Below are 20,151 nucleotides of genomic sequence, written 5' to 3'. Positions count from 1 at the left end.
AATACGGATTGCATATTAACCCTTCATGAGTGGATAACCAGGATTTACCATTACCTGAAACATACTGTTGAGCTCCTCGGGACACGGACAAGCCGATTAACCTGCCATTACTCAGCAAGAAATGATGACGGCAATTTCCCGAGTAGTAAAATGATATTTCCGATCTACATATAATCCGAATATGGTTTCAAAAATAACCAAGCCTTAACATTTTGTCACTCATCTTTGCTACCCTCAAGATTTCCTTTGTTTTGTTTAATAATGTTGTAAAACTTAACCATCTCTTCCATGCCCTCAAGTGTTAACGTAAAAGAGTGTTTCTCCTCGCTATCAGTTTCTTTACTGTTAAATGTCACTTCATATTTAGATCCATCTATGAACTTTGGAAACTCAATTGAGACTGATTCGACATCAACTACTTCATTATCTGTATGGTTTAAACGTAAAATATGAGAAGCCATAGTATTCCCTCTTTTCTTTTTTTTATGATTTCCTTTAAACAATGCTATGCAGGTTTCTAAACCAATAAAAGTTACGAGTACTTCTTTACTGATTTCAAATAAAGTATGTTTCTCATCAGAAAAATTTAAAAAGTTAAATATTATATACACCACTAAGAAAAATATATAAGTAACTCTTTTCAATTTTTTCGTTGAAAAATAACTATTGGCTTTTTCTTTCATTCTATCCGAAAGTGGAAAATTATATTTTATAAACAACTTTGTGATCCACTCAATACCGTAAGTAAAAAGCAAAACTACACTCAGTTCAGCTGCGTAATAAAATCCGCCAATATATCTGAGCGGTGCAATATTATTACTATAGAGAAGTATCCAGGCTAAAAAAGGTAGGAGTATAAAAATCATAAGAATAAAGATAAGACCAATCATTGAGAACCAATTCATTATCCGATCAATCAAATTAACAATAGGATTTATGAAATCAAGAATTCTTCCTACAACTTTCTTAAATCTATCAACTGTCCAAAGACAAAATAAAACTAAGAGGCATCCAGCAAAACTAAGGAATATGCCTAGGAAAAAAGTCAAACACTTATATATAATTTTTATAACTTGGTTATTTAGTTTAAAATTCAATACATTAAAAAATATGTCAACTATGAAAATGGTGCCACTAGATAAGAAAAAAACTGCTACTAAAGCAATAAGTAATATAACTAACCTAGTATGTTTTGAAGTCTGTTTCATCAAGCTACCCTCTTTTAATTTATGCTGAAATTATTTTTTCTGTTTTTCAACCAACATATCTTTATAATTCTCTAATATGAAGGAAAAAGGATTAATGGTACCTATGCAAAGAGATCCAACTATATCTGGATTACAGACTCATTAAAACGTTTAAGTTCCTCTTTTGACTGCATTGGCTTATCACATATGATTTTCCCAATAATCTTCACTTCAATTTCTGTCAATTGATTTTTATTTTCAAGTACATGCTTTACCATTAACCTCCCTGCTTTTTTGGGAATACTATTAACTTTGCGAGTTACAAATAGTAGTCCAAACCCATTTTACCAGGATTCTATCATTACAGAGATTGTAAAACAGTTTTTTTGAAAAAAATGGGTAAAATATGGTTTTCCCAGTACTATTATTCCCTACTAAAGTAGTAATTTTAGAAAATTCCACAGAAGTCTCTGATTATCCGAACTTCAGAAGTTTTTAATTTTCATCTTAGTAACTTGCATTAAAACTCCCCATATAGATAAACTTTAGCAAGGGTAATGAGTTTTTGTAATAAATTGGTTCGTTTCTCGTTCAAATAAATGGGCCTATACTCTCATCCCTAATACCAAAGATATACTATCTTTTCGACAAGAAGTAACATTAGCCTTCCGAACAAACGTTCCAATTCATTTAAAGCTTGGATACAGGAACAGCGGTAGCCTTGTCTAGTAATGATCAGTTAACTGTCAATAATGTTTTGAATCAATAAAGTACTTAACCCCAAGTTTACTTAAAAATAATTAACTAGGGTATTTCGTTCGAGACTATCAGGAATTAACTAGTTTGTTTGGCATGGTAAAATAGAAGAGATCGAACAAGAAGGAATAAAAATATGAAAATGATTCGCGAACCTTGTACAAGTTGTAGCCAAATAATTGAACAATTCAAAGAAAGGTTTCCCAATATCAAGGTTAATATATACTTCATTAAAAAGTTAAAAAGATAACATTGGAGGAATTTGAATGTTAGAACCGATGACTTATGAGGAACTAATGAAATATGTTCCAAACGATTATCATAATTTTGTTACGGCATATCTCCCAATCAATATCCAGATTGATAGAAGAATATGAAATGCAAACCGATTCTGTCACAAAAACATTTAAACTTTGCAAAGGTCTAAAAATCAAACCATCCGATTTTTTCAAGCTTGTTGAAAGTTAATACGAGAAGATCCAAGAGAAAGACGGAGAAAAATAAAGGGACACAAGCTAGAGAATGCTGTGTCCCTCTTTTATGTTTCATTGTTCTTCTACCAAGGAAAGAAGTTCTGGCTGCAATAGTATCATCCCAATTACGAAATTAATTATTTCATCTTCAAGCTCGGTAAGACTTTCACAACTACTAACTTTTTCACCTATTGTCTGTAGTTTATCAAGAGTTTTGCTAGCCGATGCTGAAAAATCAATAAACATTTCAGTTGGATGCTTTACCATTATGTCTAGCGGCTTAGATATTGCGTCTGAAAATTTCTCCAATACATCAGATAACTTCGGCCACCAATCATTAATGTATTGAATAATACCACTTGAATAAAAAATGTCCTCATCAATATGCTTCAGTACGTTATTATACTGTTTGATTAAGATCCTTGCACCCGATAAAAAACCGATAGCTTCTGTCCACAACGCCAATTCATCGCATTGACTATGTAAGGAGAATTCAGTTGATTTGGGCAGCTCAGCAGGAAAAAGAGATGCGGATATTTCATCTTCTGGAGTATCTAAAATTCTGAATATTGGTAACAAAAATCCACTTCCAACGGGGATATCTCCATGTGTATATACTACAATAAAATTAGGATCATATGTCTCGAGATACCAACGCTCACTCGCAAATTCAATCGCTGATTTATATGATTCTCTCAACGTCAAAGCTACTTTAGTATATTTATCTTCCAAGGCTTCACCGTCAAATGGAATTATCAGATACGTATGCTCATCAAATACTACACTCCGTGCGCTAATTTTGTTGATTGCATCCTGTAACGATACCTCAAGAGAATCATGACTTTTTCTATAGCGTTGTTTTGCATCATAAGCTATTGCATACCCTTTGATCGGATTTTCATTAATATATGCCCACATATTCAGCAAAATAATATAATTGTCTAGCTCTCTTTGATTGAAATCCACACCAAGTGTTCCATAATTTTTAAATAACATCATATATTCTTCTTGCATTGTTACCAGAGCATTTGCAGAAAAAAATAAATTAATGAGAGCCAATCTAGGATTATTGATTTCATCTAAATTCTTTTTGTTGATTCGTGCAAGTAGAATTGAACTGTATTGATTTAGGAAATTCTCCAGGTGTCGATAAACGTCAGAAAAACCTTTCCTGAACATTTTGTACTTTGAATAAGATAACAAATGAGACACACGTTCTAATTCTTGCGTTTCGGAACTTAGAGAGTTCATATCTTCTCTAAACAAACAGTAGGGGTCAACTACAGATTTGGGCAATAGTAAAGGAGAAAAAGTTAGTACCTTAAACTTCTCAGTACTTTCCACAACTTTAGTCCAACGCCCTTTATCAAGATATTGCTTTTTATATAAATGATCAAAACATGATATCATATTTGTAACGAGAGTATCTGCCACTTTACGCAATTCATCAATTCTAGATACATACTGTTTCCAAGTTTCGGGACGATAATGATAATCAATACGGGACTTTATCCATGAGTTTACTTCTGTTATCCAGTCATCATATCGATTGCTTTTAGGTATGCAAACTGTATGATTTATTGCATCAATACCTAAATCATCTAGAAGATCAACACCTAATAATTCAATTTCAATATATTCTTTGTCATAATACGCTCTCTTCAGCACATTATATAACTTTATTTTCCAGTAATGATTGAAATTTTGTTCATTGTTTGTATTTTGTGTATCATCAAATAAAGGGGGAACAAAATGGCATTTAACTTTACTATCTGAGATACAGAAATTAATCACACAGTAATCTTCGACTATTCGAGAGTTAAGCGATTCAATAGCTGCTTTATAGTACTCATCTTCCCCTTTTTGCATGTAAAGTCCACATATAGCATCCGCCTTAGATTGAATATCACCAGAAAGCATCTTTTCATGAAATTCATTTGGAAAGAAAGTAAGTTCAATTTTATGTCCACGTAAACCAAGCCAAAAAAGAGCATAACCAAATAGTGACCATTCAGTATCAGTATTGGGAATATCAACTGGTATTTTACTATGAGTAATAAAGAAATCTGTAGTTTGATAATCCATTTGTAATGAGGTAAGAGACTCTTTGACCTCGTTAATTGCTGTCAGTAGTTCGTCCTTATTAACGTTCTCTAAATCAAGACTCTCTATAGACAATAAATCTTCAGCGATTATTTTATTAGGATGTAACATACCCGAAAAATCCATCGGCATATAAGTTGGCCAACCATCACCATTCTTTGCGATGAGGTCATCAATTACGGATTTATTTTGCTCAACATATCTTTTCACATCAAGCCATAGCATTGTTTTAAGCTTCCCAGCATAAGAAATCCAATCAGGACACTCAACAGACACAATTTTTTCGATAATATCCATTGAGTGGGAGCTCTTAGAAAAGAAGTCCATCAAAAACAACTGGATATACGCAGAATCCATGCATTTTATAGCTGATAACACTAAATCCAAACTGTCTTCTCCGAGAGTCTCCCTAAGAACTTCACAGATTATCTGGGCCCTTAATGGATGTAACGGTTCAATATATTGGTTATCATCAAATGTTCTAATCAAATATTCATTGCTAAGGCGATTTATAGCAGAATATAAGTTATCACATTTGACTTCTTTCTTTACTCGATGAATATGGAGAGGACATCCTGTTTGCCCGGCATAACAGACCAAATGTAATAATCCAAGCCAAGAATCCTGTATTCCTTCTTGCAGCATCCTATTAACCTGGCTTTTTATACGTTGTCTAAGTGGCTGTTTATTTGTAAGTAAGTAGGCAAATTCAATTAACGGGCCTTGTTCACCAAATTGACTCCATGCTTCCTCAAAACTTCGCAGTTGCTGATGAGGGGACATAGATGTATAGTTTTCATAAATATTTCGAGCCTCTTGCTTAGACAGTTCTACTTCAACAAGTTTAAATTGAATAACGCTTCCATTTATTTGAGTCATGTTAAAATCTTCATCACGAATGGATAGAAGAACTGGAACTGATACACCTCTGGCTTGAAGTTCTTGTACAAGTAACCACCACTGCAATTCACCAGAATTAACATCAATATAAATAACCATATTTTGTGTATGTTTTGCAATACCACGTATAGCTGCTACAAGATTTTCTGCTTGACCTACTGATGAAATAGAACGCACACAAAATACTAGGTCCTCTGGATATTCATTTAAGAGATATCTATAACAAAGGGCCGTTTTTCCTTGGCCCGATACCCCCCTTACAATAGCAACACCTGTATGGCTGATTGCTTCTGATATTTTAGTTATCCAAATTTCTCTAGGTAAATCCAAATTATTCCTAATATGAGAGGGCTGTGTCGCAATTCCTTGTTCGAATTCAATTCGCAATTGGTCAACATTTTTATCTGAGGTTAGGTCACTTAGACGAATAAGAGACTTTTGGTATTCTTTGTAGTAACCGTCTATGGTAGCAATATCTGTTCCAATTTGGTGCATTTTCTCTTGCCACTCTTGTAAAGTAGTATGACCTTTTGTTCTCGACAACTCAGAAACATGCTGAACGAGTAATGTCTTCGCAAGATCTGGAGCAGCCATAACAGGAACATATGTACTCAACTGGGTGCGGATGCTATTCTCCATTTCTTCGGTATTGACTTTTTCAAAAATCAAAGCTGATAGAAGCCACTTTGCGTTTTCAATTGTTAGTCCGTGATTATTGGTCAGTTTTTTTAGCAATTGTTCCTTAACTTCTTCATCATTATTCTCTAAGCTTCTAAATTCACTGCCAAGAGAATTAAAATATACAACACGAATGCAGTTAAGCTCAGGATACAAGGCGTGTAAACTGCAAACTCTATTAAAAAAGCCTTCACCATATTTTGAAGACTTTGTGGAAGATAGAGAAGAAAGCGTCAAATCAGAAGAGATATTTTTAATTTGAATAGCCTCAATAACAACATCTTCTTTTTTTATTACTAAATCTTCAATATCCTCCGGATAAAACACAAACTCATTTGTATCTTTAATAATTCGAGATGATATATATAGAGTTTGAAATGAAAAACCTTTCCAAGCAGATTGAGCACCTAGATCAGATTTCGAAAAGGTACTATTAATGTGAAAATCTTGATTAGATATAATACTCTCTCCCTTGCATTATTCTTCATATTATATAATGTAGCATATTTGGGTGTTATTTACTTTAAGTTCAACGAGAGAAATAAATTCGTTTTCCCTAAATAACATGGGGGCTATTAGTTCCGCGGATGTTGAACGGCTGATATTAGAATCTGCACTTTTTCCACTCATTTGTGAATTTGGCGAACAGAGGTCCGGTAACAACGGAAAAGAGGATGTGCTATCTATAGTCTAGACTATGGTCCAGAGAATCGGTTTGGAAGAGGGCGATGAACATGAAGTTGCTCCGATGGCTGGCCAGGTCCAAAATTGCTCGAAGCCACCAAATGCCCGAGTTCTTCTTCCCACCCATTGGAAAACATCAGCAAAGTACCTTGATCTGTGGCCGTCTCGGCACGAACGGATGGAGTATCTTTAACGGAATCGAGCTCGGTGGAGGTTGAAACCGATTCGGAAACTGGCTGAAGAGCTTGCCCGGAATTTCTGTCCCGAATGAAACTGGGTCGGCTTGAGAGGTAGGATTCATCATTGAAACTTCCGTGGAACGATCTAGCTCAACCTGCGCCTGTTGAGTGCAACCCATAAGCAGCCCCAACCATAAAAGAGAAATATAAAACCATTTCGTTCATATAAATTCTCTCATTTTCGCTTACAATGCGTTACGTTCCCTTCATTGTACACGCCGAATATAGAGAAGAGGGACATTCAGCGACCGTTTCCGTCAGCTTCGGTGAAGTCTACAAAGGTCGTCGTCAGGTTAGAATAGCTCTAATAGCGTCATTTCTATTTGAAATATACAAAGAACTGCCACTGAAGTCGTGGCAGTTCTTTTATCGTCGGGCATGACATGGCGAAACGACTTAACCGCAAGAATCCTGGAGGCTTTGCTTTATTTCCCGCGCGAGAGATGGGCTGCCAAGTATGTTCCGGTGTGGGAGCCTTTGATGGCGCCGACTTCTTCCGGCGTGCCCTGAGCGATCAAGCGGCCTCCCTCTTCGCCGCCTTCCGGTCCGAAATCGACCACCCAGTCCGACTCTGCAATAAGGTCGAGATTGTGCTCGATCACGATCACTGTATTGCCGGCGTCTACCAGACGGTTCAGCAGAGAGCAAAGCTGGCGTACATCCCAGGGATGGAGCCCCGTCGTCGGCTCATCCAACAAATAGAGGGCATGTCCTTGGTTTTTTTTGCCCAGTTCCTTCGCCAGTTTGATGCGCTGGGCTTCTCCGCCCGACAAGGTGGATGTTGGCTGTCCCAGCTGCAAGTAATCCAGGCCGACCTCGCACAGCAGTTCCAGCCTCCCGGCAATTTCCGGCTCCCCGAAGACCGAGGCATTCTCCCGGACCGTCCCGTCGAGAACATCCGATATGCTGTAGCCGTTGTACTTCACTTCGAGCACTTCATCCGTGAACCGCTTCCCCCGGCAGGCCGGGCACCGTACTTCCACGTCGGGCAAAAAATGCATATCAAGCTGCAGCGTGCCCATGCCCTGGCATTTCTCGCATCTGCCGCCTGGAGTATTGAAGGAGAAATGCTTGGACGACAGTTTTTTCTTTCTCGCTTCCGGAAGGCTGGCGAACAGGCTGCGGATCGGCGTGAAAAGCTCGGTATATGTCGCGATGTTGGAGCGCGATATTCGTCCGATGGGGGACTGGTCGACAGCTATGATTTTATCGATATGCTCCAATCCGTCAATGCGCTCATGCTTGCCTGGTATGACGTTCGTTCCGTGAAGCCTTACCCTTGCCGCAGGCTCCAGTATATCGAAGAGGAGGGTGGATTTGCCGGATCCGGATACACCCGTAACAGTGATCAGGCGGCCCAGCGGAAATGCAACGGTCATATTTTTCAAATTATGGGCGGATGCATTTCGTATCGTGATGCGTTCTTGATTTCCGGTGCGTCGTTGCCGTTCGGGGAGCCCATGTTCCTCTTCACGCAAAAATCGGCCGGTTACGGACTCGGGACTGGCTTTCAGCTGATCCAATGTTCCGGTGCCGACAACAGTGCCTCCGCGTTTGCCGGAGCCCGGTCCGATGTCGATGATGTGATCAGCTGCTCTCATCACCTCCGTATCATGCTCGATAACAAGCACGGTGTTCCCCAAATCGCGCAGCTGCTTCAAAACACGGATCAATTTGCCCGTATCCCGCGGGTGAAGCCCGGTGGTGGGTTCGTCCAACACGTACAGGACACCGGTCAGGCCGGAACCGAGAAGCGACGCAAGCCGGAGCCGCTGGGCTTCGCCGCCGGAGAGCGAGTTGGCCTGGCGGTCCAGCGTTAAATAATCCAGACCGACATCGATCTGGCGGCGGATCCGTTCTGTCAGATCGCTCAAGATGGGCTCCAGGATCAGCTGACCCTCTCCTGTGAGCTGCCGCCTCATCTCCTCAAGCCAGGCAAGAAGTCTGCGCAGAGAATAGGAGGCAACTTCGACGATGGACAAGCCATGGATGGTCACTTGTCGGCTTTCCTGCCGAAGCCGCGTTCCCTTGCAATGGGTGCAGATTTGTTGAATGAAATAACGGTCCGTTTTGCCGGAAGAATGGAGTTCGCCGTCTTTCTCGCGATGTCTCCTTAACAGTTGGGTCACAATTCCTTCAAAATTGCCTTTTCCGACGGATTTGGGGGGCCGTATATCCGGAAAATGAGCCTTGAACTCCTCGCTGCCGGCTCCGTATAACAGAAAATCGCGCGTGCTTGCGTCGAACCGTCGAATGGGCATGTTCGGCTCGAATGCAAAGCCGTAATGCTTAGCGGCGGCGGACAAAACATCCGTATAATAGTCGCGGACCCAATTTTCCCAGATCAGGACGCCGCCCTCGGGAATGCTCTTGTCTTCATCGAGCAGTTGTCCGATATCGACGGTGGTTATGATCCCAAGTCCGGTGCATGCCTCGCATGCTCCTTCGGGCTTGTTGAAGGAGAAATGGGCCATTTTCAATTTCGGCATTTGCGTTTTACAGTGAGGACATTTCACGCCGGGCGTTTTGGTGCTCTGCTCTTCGAGCTCTTCCTGGTCCATATCCATGATGGCCGGATCGCTTTCAAAATCGGGTGGAACCGTCCTGCCGCATGATGGACAAACGCGAACGCCAAGCTTGGCATAGAGGACACGCAAGTAGGTGTATACCTCGGTAACCGTGCCGACCGTTGACCGGGGGTTCCGGTTTGAACGATGCTGGCTGACGCTGATGGACGGGGACAGGCCGCGAATAGAATCCACCCGCGGTTTGCTGATGAAGTCCGTCACCATCCCCATGGACTCCATATATTGTCTTTGGCATTCCTTTTGCAGCGTATCCATCGCAAGGGATGATTTTCCCGAACCCGAAAGTCCGGTTAACACGATCAGCTTGCGTTTTGGAATCCGCAGGGAGATGTTTTTTAAATTATGCTCTCTCGCGCCTCGGATTTCGATATATTCGGTCATGGCTGTTTCCCTCATTTCATCTAGACTGATTTTACTATCAGTGTAAATCTCAATTACGACATATGTTGACGTAGTAGAGAGATGAGGGATTCATTGGTCCAAACCGTCCTTTCCTTTGCCACTGAGAGAGTTAAGAAAGGGGCAGCGCTTCCTCCCATCCCTCCCCGAGCATTTCATTCGCTATGATGATAAAGTCCTCCTGACTAATCTCCAGTTGCCCGAACCTAAATGAGTACCCCCAGCTAACTTTCCCTTTGGTGAAGCTCAGCTTGTCCAACAAACCGGCAATTCTCACGCTACGGCAAGGGAAATAACGTATATTCCGGCGATATGGGATAAAATCCTCTCTCATTTTAAAGGAATAGACCTCATCGTCCACGACCTGACCGATCGCCGTAAAAGATTGCAGCGCTTGTCCGCCTTTCATTTCATACGGCCTGCATTTCCACCTAGGTAAAGAAATTTTTCCTTGGCCTGTTTATCAATCAAAACGTACCATATGAAATAAGAACCAAATATTTAGCATTCTATAGATATATAGTCCTATAACTGATAGAATGTAATATATTAACTTTACTGGGGGTTAGGAAATGAAATACAGACTGTTGATTTTGGTGGCCATATGCATTCTATCATTAACCGCATGTTCATCAAATACTGGCGGAAACTCAAGCGAGGTTGGGACAAAGGTAGCAGAACTTGAGCAGAAGGTGAAGAGTCTAGAAGCGGAAAACAAAAAACTAAAGGATCAAAATGCAGCAACAAAAACAAGTGGCAATAATACTGAAGCCACGAGCCAAACAAAATCGGAAGAACAAAATAAAAAAATGCCTTTATTAACAAAAAACAAGATGCAGTTATTTGACAATTTCGCTGAGATAACTATAACTAAAACGAAATTCTCTAAAAAAATTGAACCTTCATCCCCATCATCTTTTTATACCTATTATGAAGCCAAAGGCGAAGATACTACATACCTTGCACTCTACATTAAAATCAAAAATCTGAATGAATCAGGAACAACCGCCAATAAATTTGCAAATGTTATTTTTAAATATGATGATAAATTTAGTTACGATGCCTTCAGCGTATTGGAGGAAAATGGCGGAGGGAATTTTACTTATACAAACATTACAGACATTAACCCTTTGAGTTCTAACACAGTCATTTTTTTGGCCGAAGTTCCAAAGGAAGTTGAGACAGGAAACAAGTCAGTTACGGCTGAGGTTAAAGTCAATGGGGAAACATATCTCTATAAAATAAGATAGAATTCAAAACAAGCCAAACAAAATGAACCCCCTCCCGGCCAACGTGCTGGGAGGGGATTCATTCTCTATAACGCTTGGTATTTACGCTTTTTGAATGATTACCTTGCGTTCCTTACCGTTCCAGTCGATGACTTTTCCGCCTCGCCGCGACGATAATTTCATTAAATATAGGGAAGTCGCAACCCATTAGCAAGGGAGTCTAATACAGTGCAACTTCGACGATGGACAAGCCATGGATGGTCACTTGTCGGCTTTCCTGCTGAAGCCGCGTTCCCTTGCAATGGGTGCAGATTTGCCAGTGAGTGAGTTAAGAAAGGCGCAGCGCTTCCTCGCACCTTTCCCCAAGCATCTCATTCGCTATGATGATAAAGTCCTCCTGACTAATCTCCAGTTGCCCGAACCTAAATGAGTACCCCCAGCTAACTTTCCCTTTAGTGAAGCTTAGCTTGTCCAACAAACCGGCAATTCTCACGCTACGGCAAGGGAAATAACGTATATTCCGGCGATATGGGACAAAATCCTCTTTCATTTTATAGGGATAGACCTCATCGTCTACGACCTGACCGATCGCCGTAAATGATTGCAGCGCTTGTCCGCCTTTCATTTCCGTCCGTGGAGAATAATAAATGAGCCAATCCCCTTGTCGCATTCTGCGGAGCGGAGCGGCTTTGCCGTGGCAAAGCTGCGCGAAACCGCCTTCCTCTCCATATCTGACATGAGCTTCGGAGACGACGCCAATCCAATAACGCCGCTGCTCTTTGTTTTGTTTGGACTTATTCACAACGTTAGCTTCACGCATAAAGACACCTCCAAAAGTTGATTTGTAGTATCGGTTGGATGCGGATCCATATAGCCAGTTCCCGTTTAATGGTTTAATGATATAAAAACGCTACTGACAACGGTGTGTCAGTAGCGTTTTTTGCCGCTTGCCACGATCTATACGGGTGAAACTCCATGCAAATTATGAGTAAAATCTGACTGCTGGGATTTCATTCGTGTAAATTATGTGTTCGGTTAGATCCTCAGAACAATTCCGTACGGATTTATTCAGGGGAAATCCAGACCAGATAGTATAGTTTCTTTTCAATTACATCAATACTTGCATGAACTTCTCTTGTTATAAATCCATGTGTTTTTGCTTTTATTAATTCAAAGAGAAGAGAGCAAGCTAATTGGGGATCCGTTGTTTTATAACCATTATAATTGTGAAGAATTTCAGGATAAATTTCACTTGATATATATTCCTGTGCTTCATACATTGACGAGAATGATTTTTTTTCTTCATACCAGGTTACAGAAAAAGATTTATTCTTTTCAAGAATCCTATTACTTTCCGTATTTGTAAATACAATTTCCCTATAACTGTTTATTGGAAACTCATTATTATCATTAGACATAGATAACACCTCTTTTATGACATATTTTAAAATCGGGTACGAGGGGACTCATCTGAATCCCCGTCTACCCCATCACTACCATACGTAACGATCCCGTTTACGGCGGTTCGCTGTCCATCCATGACCATAAAGATGATGGGATTAGTGGAGGTTTATGCCGGGGTTGATTAAGTCCACTATTATGAGCCGTTCAGGCTTCACCTGTCTTTCTTATAACGTGTTCCTATATGGAATTCTACATCAACTCACGAAATCCACGCTTATTTCTCCACTGTTTGACCTTAGAGTTGTCGCCTATTCCAGGCGTAAAAACAAAAGAAAAGGGCGTATATCCGCCCTTCTCTTTTGTTTGTTATAATTTCAATCTATTTTACAAGAAAAGCTAAATATACCAGATGGTCTGGTTGCAGCATACTTCTAAAAATTCGTTGACATTCATCGCGAAAGCTTGCATCATCGGAATCGAAGAAGCTTAAGTCATTTTTATTCCATGGTAAGTGGGATGAACAGTTCCTGAGCAAATCAAACGCGTAATAGCATATCAGGGTGGCAAGTTTTTTGTGCCTTATCCATCCCTACTGATTACGGGAAATCGGATGCTCCAATTCAGAGTGCCCCATAAAACTTTCTAAGGCTTTTCCATCAATAAGAAGATCTAAGTTATTTATCTCCTTAAATTGAAACATGGTCTCTTTTAATGCATCCAAGGCTAACAGTTCACCGCTAGATCCTAATCTTGCCTCATCAGGGATATGAACATCGATCACCAGCACTCCTTCATGGAATTTCATAGCGTTTAGCTCGATTTTGTTCCATAAAGATACAAGATCAGAATGACTGTTACTTTGCAAAGCTTTAAATGCTTTCTCATACTTATCGATGTCATTCGTATAATTTATTTCTGCCTTAATCTGTTTTAACTCCGTTACTTGAGAATCGACGAGGTAAACAACAATCTCCTCCGTTTGATTATTCACTTGCTCTGCTTTCTTATCAGTTCCATCTACTCCAGAGTTCATCTCCTGTCCTGAAGCTGAGGAACCCCCTGACTCTGTAGCAGGCTTACTTCCACAGGCTACCCCTACCATTGCTATGATACATAACAAAATAGAAATGCATACACTTTTTTTCATACTAGCACATCCCTCACGGTTTTACTTCTTTTCCCAAATATTCTTTGATCCCATCAACAATCGCTTGCGCTGCTTTATCTTGAAAAGAATCTGACAGCATTAGGGCTTCTTCCTCAGGGTTGCTTAAAAATCCAATTTCCAGAAGGACTGCCGGCATCGTTGTTTCTCTAATGACCTGCAGGCTGCCATTTTTCACGCCACGATCTTTCAGCCCTATCGCTTCGATCAAGTGCTTGTGAATAACATTAGCCAAATCTTTACTGCTGCTGCGTTGATAGAAGAAAGTCTCCGTACCTGTTGTCTGGGGTGAAGTAGGTACGCTATTACCGTGTATCGATACAAACACATCTGCCTTTAATTTATTGGCCAACTGGACACGCTCTGTACGAGTAGGGTATACATCTGTCTCACGGGTCATGATCACTTCGATCTCAGGTTCCTTTAAGAGCAGTGCTTGGACTTTTAGAGACAATGCTAAAGTAAAGTCTTTTTCGTATTTTTGGGAATAACCGGTTGTCCCAGGGTCGCTTCCACCGTGCCCGGGATCGATAATAACAATTTTTTTACCTAAATTAGGTGGTGTGGGTTCAGTATTACTGATCTCGCCATTAAAATTCAAATCAAGAATCAACTTATCTTGCATAAACTGTGGAGTATACTGGACTGCATTTATATTATTCAACTCAATGACAATTCGAACCTGAGCTGGATCCTGATTAAACAAGGAATACCTTACTTCCGTCAAATTAGGTATCCCACCTATATCTAATTTTCCTATTGATTTTGAATTTAGAGATTCAGCCGCATGACCACCGAATGCAGTATTGGGCAGATCAACGACGATCCGATCCGGATTGGTCAATTTAGAGATTACTGGAGTGACCTCTTTATCTAAAGAAACAACCAGCTGATTGTTTGCAAAATTAATTTCATTAACATGGTTTAATTTAGAATCATTTTCCCCACCTGTTGCAGGAGGAGCGGGCTGTGTATCGTTACTATCCAGAGTGACTATTTTGTCTGCGTTGTTCCAGTTTACTTTAAGTCCCATCTCTTCACTAACGAATCGTATGGGGACAACGACTGTATTTTTTATAATTTGAGGGTCAATATTGAGCAGCTTCTGATCTTTATCAACCATAGCTTCTTTTTTACCGACTGTTAAAGAGATTACTTTGGAGTTTTGCTGTATCTTCACATTTTGAGTTTTTTGATTCCAGTCAACTTTAAACTTTAAGTTTTCAGCAACTACGCGAATGGGGATCATCACGTTATTTTTAACGTTTACGACCTCAACATCCTCGGGTAGAACAATTTCCCCGCCATTTAAAATAATTTTAGATTGGTTAGTCGCAGCAACACTATGATGCGGTAGCGCTATTAGAAAAAATACACTAAATAGAATTAAAAATATGAATTTCTTCATTACTACACCTCAGTCTGATGATCTGTTTCTTAATTGCTTTTGGATGAGCATACCTGCAATTATTAAGTTAAAAATACACGACTCTCGTCGCTTCTATTATGTATTTGTTAGTAGATTATCTACCTCCTAAGTAACGAAAACCATAAGAACCTTAAAATCCAATTAGAGGATGATCCTTACTTGCAGAAATAATACATAATATTAGACGAGTCAGAAGGCAAATGAGTTGCATTCTTTATTTGTTGTAGTACTTTGACTTTGTTTAGAGACATATCCTGATGTTGGATAATAGCAAACTTTAAATTTCACGGTTTTTATCACGCTTCGGGAAAAATTCTGGTTATGATCTCTAAATCTGATTTTTTGGTTGGCCCTTGGTGCCTAGTACAACCACCAGTGAGTTTGATCATTTTTGCATATTTTAATTTGGTCCATGTGTTTTATCGTCCTATTACCTAATTTCATTTATTCGATTATAGTATCTGAACATGTAGGCTCCCATATCTTACGTTAGCCCTAATCAGCAACCGCAGCACAAACTGGAAGCTCTCTCCCTCTTTTAGACTACAGGAACGCAATCTACCCCTTACCAATCAACCAATAAAATCAGCTTTCTCGCTACAATGAATGTCCAAAGTCTGACAAGTGATGCAACTGTCAACACAGAATACTCCTGCATAGTTTCCCTCTAAAAATCGTTGTCGTCACTCATGCGAGTCTATCGGCAAAAAGTAAAGGAACAGCCCGAATTTGCTGCTCATCCATAACGTAACCATACTTGGTTTTTCAACAAATAATTATTTATATAAATAATGAGGTCGTTGGCTGGCCCTTCCAAGCCAATGGAGGATATTATGTTGTGGCAATATGAACATATGCTTGAATCCGTACGGAAAAATGGAGCACGAAGTGAGCAAGAGGGACAGCTTTAACTGGCCCGATGCGTGAATGCGGTGTTATAAGATGTAATCGCTTCTTCGAGTTACTAGGATTAATTTATCTATTATTATCCGTTGTTAGTGGACCTTCTTAGTAAAACAATAAGACAATTTATCATAACCTTTGGACTCATAAAAATTATGTGCCTCTGTTCGTCGAAAGCCACTATTTAATATGAGAAAAGAAAGCCCCTTCTCTAAAGCATAATCTTCAGCATGTTTTAAAAGTTTAGATCCTATTCCCTTTTTTTGAAAATCTCCTCGTACAGCAAGACCATTAATTTTTAAGTATCCAATTTCGTATTCCAATGCCATTGTTTGTACGACCGAAATACAACCTACAACATTATTTTCAAACAATGCTACGAATATTTTGTAGTTTTCATCCTTATTCATTCTTGCAATCCGTTCGGAAATATTATCAAGATTAACGTTAGGACTTCCCAATTCATTATTCCATATCGATACTATTTCAGAATAATCACTTTCTCTTATCTCACGAATTTTAATATCCATTTATAACCTCCGATTTCCTTTATCACCAAACATCTCCAGTTTATATAAGGCTGGGGCGTTTGTTGACTGATTCTCCTCCATGTTTATACCTCTGTCAACCCAAGGGCAACAGACCTACAGCGTGAATACATTGTTATAAGATGTTGGCGTCTTCTTGAGAACCCTTAATTATTTTGCAAAAAAGCGTTAATTTTAAATATTGGGGGCATATCATTTATAAATATCTCCTCTTGGGCCAATGCGTACAACCAAGATTATTAACTCTTCATTTATAATTTCATAGATCAACCTATAGCTTCCTACCCTTAATCTATAAACATCTTTCTCTGTCCCTTTCATCTTTTTAGTATTGGCATGATTCCAGGGATCATTACTTAATTGATCTAATGCATTGAAAATTCTTCTGGTCATTGGTTTATCCAGTTTTTTCAAAGCTTTCTCAGCCTCGCTTGACAAGATTACTTTATATATCAAGCTCACGTCTTAGTTCCTCCAACGATTTGGTTTGACCATTCTGATACTCAATCCTTCCTTTCTCGATGGCTTCCAGATCGCTAACTGTCAAATATTCATCCTCTTCATCCATTTGCTTCTCCAGTAACCATGATAAGAAGCTTCGGGCAACCACTTTATTCTTATCGTTTAAATTCTCTAAGATTCGCTCTAATTCTTCATTTGGGACACTCATCATTCAAGCCTCCTCTGTCAATTCATTCTTATTATACGCTAATCATTTACGATGCTCCAGCTTCTTATTTTATTGTAAATCTTTCATAAGAACCTTTAATAAACGCTCTTACGCCAATTTCCTATAACATTTCTGTATTCACGAACCCGAGAGGCTTAAGGGAAGCGCACGCGACCGGGTCCGATGGACTTAGCCGTATTTTGTATAGCTGCGCAACCAAATCCTTTTTCTCCGAACACTTCTAGCGAAGGCCAGTTCCCTTCGATTTCCTCAATGATGTCATCCATCCCGATGATATGCTGCTGCTTCAGCAGTTCGAGATCAACCGGCACGATATCAGCATCAAGTGAAGGTTTCACATCTTGCAGATCATGAGTAAAGGTCATGCGACCGCTGCGGATCGGCAGTAAATCCTTCATCAAATGCGGCAGAGCCGTTTCCCAGGCCCCGTTATTGGGATAAAACAGTACATAGTCCAATGCTTCATTAGCTACAAGCTCCGGCATCATTTCTTTTGCAAGCACTTTATTGATTTCTTCAAGAAAAGGAATGTTCTCGGGACATCCCCCGACAAAAAAGCCTTCCTTATTTGCAATAAAAGCCGTCTTCCCGTCGTTAGACAGAAAAACTCTGCCGGCCACATCGCCCGAAAAAACGCCTTTGATGGATAAATGATGATTCAGATCATCAAACAGGCCCGATGCTTTGGCAAATTGTTCACTCGTGAGTTCTACTCCGTACTTTGAATCGATTACATATTTCATTGTTCTTCTACCTCCCACAAGCCTATGAGAGGTTCATCCAATTATATGTCCAAACCTCTCACTTGCCTTTTGATTTGTTTGTTCGTATTCAAACATCATCACTCCTTCACTTATGTAGTTGAAGCTTATACTTAAGATGCAGCTGCTTTCTCCCTTAAATGATGGTGGAAGCATCCGGGATAAACAAGGGAAAGTTCCACTATAGCTGTTTTCTCACAATGACTTTTCAAGCACCCGCCATAAAAGCTCATTTTTCATTGATGAACCAACATTTTCAGAATATAATGGATGCAATCTTTCAAATGAGGTGAAATGGATGTCTTTCCGAATCGTTCGAAGTAACTAGGTTTCGGGCTGGAAAAAACGCGTACCAGCTATCAAGGGGGTAGTCTGCCCTTTTGATCAAACGAAAGCAAGTGCTTGGCGATATCGGTGATAACTCCTGTAATTAAATCTCATTGGAAGGTGAAAAAATATGAATCCTCAAGAATATCAACAATTTTATGATAAAGTCGGCAAAGTGAACGGATGGGATTTCAGTCATGTGAAATGCGTGTCCGAAGGGGTAAAATGGGATTTTTTGAATGAAGTAACGAAGATTTGCACTCAATCGGATCTCTTGCTCGACATCGGCACAGGCGGCGGGGAAGCTCTTTTGTCCATAGCAGAATCGCTGCTGCTTCTCGTCGGAATTGACCTATCAAACGGAATGATTGAAACGGCCGCCCGCAACGCCATGAAATCAGGTGTATCGAATGTCCGTTTTTTGCAGATGGATGCGATGAAGCTGGATTTTCCCGGGAACTTTTTTAATGTCGTTACTTGTAGGCATTCGGACTTCTGTGCCAAAGAAATAGCAAAGGTGCTCGTGAACGGTGGGGTTTTCCTCACGCAGCAGGTAAGCGAGATCGATAAGCTCAACATAAAAGAAGCGTTCGGAAGAGGGCAAGCGTTGGGGACACAGCCAGGGACATTAAAAAACCGATACATGGCTGAATTAAGTGAAGCAGGTTTTATCGATATTCAGTTGTCTGAATATAATGCCACCGAATATTATCAGACGGCCGAAGACTTGATTTTCCTGCTCAAGCATACTCCAACCATTCCCGATTTCGGGCAAAATGAATTGGATTATCACATCCTGCACAAGTTCATCCAGGATCATCAAACGGAAAAAGGCATTCGGACGAATGCGGAACGTTTTATGATTACGGCCAGATTCACGGGCTGCTGAAAATAACGAAAAAGCCACGGCATAAAAGGATGCTCGCAAATGCGGGCATCCTTTTTTTTGGCGGCTGAAGTCATTCATTCGAGAATATATATGAGAGGGTTATTTTCCATCCTGGGTCAGACTTCGTACTCGTCGTGTAATCGCCACCACGTGTATGGTGGTGTTTGCGGCCACCCTTCAGGTGAATCCTCCCAATCCTCCTGCCTGCCGTAAGGGGTCAGATCGAGGAAATTGAAATCGGCTCTGATCCTGTCTACACCGCGTGCCGTCGTATAATAGGTTCGATACACACTATCGTCATTACGGAGAAAGACGCTCAAACCAAATCCTTTGCCTGCCCCGCAGTCGATATTGAAATTGTCCCCGTTTGAGGAGAACCAAGGGATTGTCCAACCCATGCGCTTCCGATAAGATTCGATCTGTGTAAAGGGTGCTGGCGAAACGAGGATGAAGGAGGTATCACGGGCGTGCAGATGAGCTAGGTGACCAATGTTGTCGACAAAGGATGAGCAGCCGCGGCAGCGCTGGTCGGAGCCAGGAGCCATCATGAAGTGATAGACGATGAGTTGCCGACGTCCGTCGAAAAGATCAAGCAGGCCCGCTGTGCCGTTCGGTCCCTCGAACACGTAATCTTTTTCAATTCGCACCATCGGCAGCCTTCTGCGCTCCGCAGCAAGTGCGTCTAACTCGCGGGTGAGTTCCTTTTCTCTGACGAGCAGTTTTTGACGAGCAACCTGCCACTCTTCTTCTGAAACGATCTGAGGCATTGAAGAAATGCTCATATAATCCATCCTCCCT

16 protein-coding genes are annotated in these 20,151 nt (G+C 40.4%); 3 read left to right on the top strand and 13 right to left on the bottom strand.

Going from position 1 to position 20,151, the window contains the following annotated elements; all coding sequences use genetic code 11:
- Nucleotides 1-215: 215 nt before the first annotated feature.
- On the bottom strand, nucleotides 216-1,208 hold the full coding sequence (locus L6442_RS05185; RefSeq protein WP_212977789.1) for a hypothetical protein: 993 nt from the start codon (nucleotides 1,206-1,208) through the stop codon (nucleotides 216-218).
- 871 nt (nucleotides 1,209-2,079) lie between these two features.
- Between L6442_RS05185 and L6442_RS33040 the strand changes: the two genes are divergently transcribed.
- On the top strand, nucleotides 2,080-2,193 hold the full coding sequence (locus tag L6442_RS33040) for a deaminase domain-containing protein (RefSeq protein WP_212977790.1): 114 nt from the start codon (nucleotides 2,080-2,082) through the stop codon (nucleotides 2,191-2,193).
- 295 nt (nucleotides 2,194-2,488) lie between these two features.
- Here the strand turns inward: L6442_RS33040 and L6442_RS05180 are convergent, their stop codons facing one another.
- The 3 genes from L6442_RS05180 to L6442_RS05170 form a co-directional block, all read right to left on the bottom strand.
- Nucleotides 2,489-6,424: a hypothetical protein gene (locus tag L6442_RS05180; RefSeq protein ID WP_212977791.1), complete on the bottom strand. Its 3,936-nt coding sequence runs from the start codon at nucleotides 6,422-6,424 to the stop codon at nucleotides 2,489-2,491.
- A gap of 1,021 nt (nucleotides 6,425-7,445) precedes the next feature.
- Entirely contained in the window at nucleotides 7,446-9,989 is a 2,544-nt protein-coding gene (uvrA, locus tag L6442_RS05175) for an excinuclease ABC subunit UvrA (RefSeq protein WP_212977792.1), read from the bottom strand.
- Nucleotides 9,990-10,119: 130 nt separating this feature from the next.
- Nucleotides 10,120-10,416 carry an EVE domain-containing protein gene (locus L6442_RS05170; RefSeq protein WP_212977793.1) on the bottom strand — a complete coding sequence of 99 codons (297 nt, stop codon included), beginning with the start codon at nucleotides 10,414-10,416 and terminating at the stop codon, nucleotides 10,120-10,122.
- A 163-nt stretch (nucleotides 10,417-10,579) separates the two neighbouring features.
- On the opposite strand from L6442_RS05170, the gene L6442_RS05165 reads away from it, so the two are divergent.
- A complete protein-coding gene (locus tag L6442_RS05165) occupies nucleotides 10,580-11,257 on the top strand; it encodes a bZIP transcription factor (protein ID WP_237100226.1) in 678 nt (225 codons plus the stop codon).
- Between the two features lie 307 nt (nucleotides 11,258-11,564).
- Here the strand turns inward: L6442_RS05165 and L6442_RS05160 are convergent, their stop codons facing one another.
- From L6442_RS05160 to L6442_RS05125, 8 genes are all read right to left on the bottom strand, one after another.
- Complete coding sequence (locus tag L6442_RS05160; RefSeq protein WP_212977794.1) at nucleotides 11,565-12,056, bottom strand: EVE domain-containing protein; 492 nt, start codon at nucleotides 12,054-12,056, stop codon at nucleotides 11,565-11,567.
- A 244-nt stretch (nucleotides 12,057-12,300) separates the two neighbouring features.
- On the bottom strand, nucleotides 12,301-12,654 hold the full coding sequence (locus tag L6442_RS05155) for a hypothetical protein (RefSeq protein WP_212977795.1): 354 nt from the start codon (nucleotides 12,652-12,654) through the stop codon (nucleotides 12,301-12,303).
- A 575-nt stretch (nucleotides 12,655-13,229) separates the two neighbouring features.
- Complete coding sequence (locus L6442_RS05150; RefSeq protein ID WP_212977796.1) at nucleotides 13,230-13,787, bottom strand: GerMN domain-containing protein; 558 nt, start codon at nucleotides 13,785-13,787, stop codon at nucleotides 13,230-13,232.
- 13 nt (nucleotides 13,788-13,800) lie between these two features.
- A complete protein-coding gene (locus tag L6442_RS05145; protein WP_212977797.1) occupies nucleotides 13,801-15,213 on the bottom strand; it encodes an N-acetylmuramoyl-L-alanine amidase in 1,413 nt (470 codons plus the stop codon).
- Between the two features lie 1,016 nt (nucleotides 15,214-16,229).
- A complete protein-coding gene (locus L6442_RS05140) occupies nucleotides 16,230-16,667 on the bottom strand; it encodes a GNAT family N-acetyltransferase (protein ID WP_212977798.1) in 438 nt (145 codons plus the stop codon).
- Nucleotides 16,668-16,877: 210 nt separating this feature from the next.
- The gene (locus tag L6442_RS05135) at nucleotides 16,878-17,147 is read right to left on the bottom strand and encodes a type II toxin-antitoxin system RelE family toxin (RefSeq protein WP_212977799.1); all 270 of its coding nucleotides are present in this window, start codon (nucleotides 17,145-17,147) and stop codon (nucleotides 16,878-16,880) included.
- Nucleotides 17,131-17,358 (bottom strand): hypothetical protein, encoded by a 228-nt coding sequence (locus L6442_RS05130; protein WP_237100225.1) that lies wholly within the window; start codon nucleotides 17,356-17,358, stop codon nucleotides 17,131-17,133. Before L6442_RS05130 ends, L6442_RS05135 begins: the two co-directional genes overlap by 17 nt.
- Before the next feature lie 152 nt (nucleotides 17,359-17,510).
- Nucleotides 17,511-18,119, bottom strand: coding sequence for a hypothetical protein (locus tag L6442_RS05125; protein ID WP_212977800.1), 609 nt, complete (start codon nucleotides 18,117-18,119; stop codon nucleotides 17,511-17,513).
- Between the two features lie 475 nt (nucleotides 18,120-18,594).
- On the opposite strand from L6442_RS05125, the gene L6442_RS05120 reads away from it, so the two are divergent.
- Complete coding sequence (locus L6442_RS05120; protein WP_212977801.1) at nucleotides 18,595-19,353, top strand: class I SAM-dependent methyltransferase; 759 nt, start codon at nucleotides 18,595-18,597, stop codon at nucleotides 19,351-19,353.
- 116 nt (nucleotides 19,354-19,469) lie between these two features.
- On the opposite strand, the gene L6442_RS05115 is transcribed toward L6442_RS05120, so the two are convergent.
- Nucleotides 19,470-20,135, bottom strand: a complete 666-nt coding sequence (locus L6442_RS05115; protein WP_194235635.1) for a DUF899 domain-containing protein — start codon at nucleotides 20,133-20,135, stop codon at nucleotides 19,470-19,472.
- Nucleotides 20,136-20,151: the final 16 nt, after the last annotated feature.

The sequence above is a fragment of the Paenibacillus azoreducens genome (assembly GCF_021654775.1).
Taxonomy (GTDB): Bacteria; Bacillota; Bacilli; order Paenibacillales; family Paenibacillaceae; genus Paenibacillus_AQ; species Paenibacillus_AQ azoreducens.
The sequence above is the reverse complement of the archived record's forward strand: the minus strand, read 5'-3'. Positions and strand labels throughout refer to the sequence as shown.

What these genes read in the sequence shown, in the direction of transcription:
- L6442_RS05160 (WP_212977794.1), bottom strand. Translation starts at nt 12,056, where the DNA reads ATGCGTGAAGCTAACGTTGTGAATAAGTCCAAACAAAACAAAGAGCAG.
- L6442_RS05165 (WP_237100226.1), top strand. Translation starts at nt 10,580, where the DNA reads ATGAAATACAGACTGTTGATTTTGGTGGCCATATGCATTCTATCATTA.
- L6442_RS05170 (WP_212977793.1), bottom strand. Translation starts at nt 10,416, where the DNA reads ATGAAAGGCGGACAAGCGCTGCAATCTTTTACGGCGATCGGTCAGGTC.
- L6442_RS05150 (WP_212977796.1), bottom strand. Translation starts at nt 13,787, where the DNA reads ATGAAAAAAAGTGTATGCATTTCTATTTTGTTATGTATCATAGCAATG.
- uvrA (WP_212977792.1), bottom strand. Translation starts at nt 9,989, where the DNA reads ATGACCGAATATATCGAAATCCGAGGCGCGAGAGAGCATAATTTAAAA.
- L6442_RS05185 (WP_212977789.1), bottom strand. Translation starts at nt 1,208, where the DNA reads ATGAAACAGACTTCAAAACATACTAGGTTAGTTATATTACTTATTGCT.
- L6442_RS05125 (WP_212977800.1), bottom strand. Translation starts at nt 18,119, where the DNA reads ATGAAATATGTAATCGATTCAAAGTACGGAGTAGAACTCACGAGTGAA.
- L6442_RS05140 (WP_212977798.1), bottom strand. Translation starts at nt 16,667, where the DNA reads ATGGATATTAAAATTCGTGAGATAAGAGAAAGTGATTATTCTGAAATA.
- L6442_RS05155 (WP_212977795.1), bottom strand. Translation starts at nt 12,654, where the DNA reads ATGTCTAATGATAATAATGAGTTTCCAATAAACAGTTATAGGGAAATT.
- L6442_RS05130 (WP_237100225.1), bottom strand. Translation starts at nt 17,358, where the DNA reads ATGATGAGTGTCCCAAATGAAGAATTAGAGCGAATCTTAGAGAATTTA.
- L6442_RS05145 (WP_212977797.1), bottom strand. Translation starts at nt 15,213, where the DNA reads ATGAAGAAATTCATATTTTTAATTCTATTTAGTGTATTTTTTCTAATA.
- L6442_RS05115 (WP_194235635.1), bottom strand. Translation starts at nt 20,135, where the DNA reads ATGAGCATTTCTTCAATGCCTCAGATCGTTTCAGAAGAAGAGTGGCAG.
- L6442_RS33040 (WP_212977790.1), top strand. Translation starts at nt 2,080, where the DNA reads ATGAAAATGATTCGCGAACCTTGTACAAGTTGTAGCCAAATAATTGAA.
- L6442_RS05120 (WP_212977801.1), top strand. Translation starts at nt 18,595, where the DNA reads ATGAATCCTCAAGAATATCAACAATTTTATGATAAAGTCGGCAAAGTG.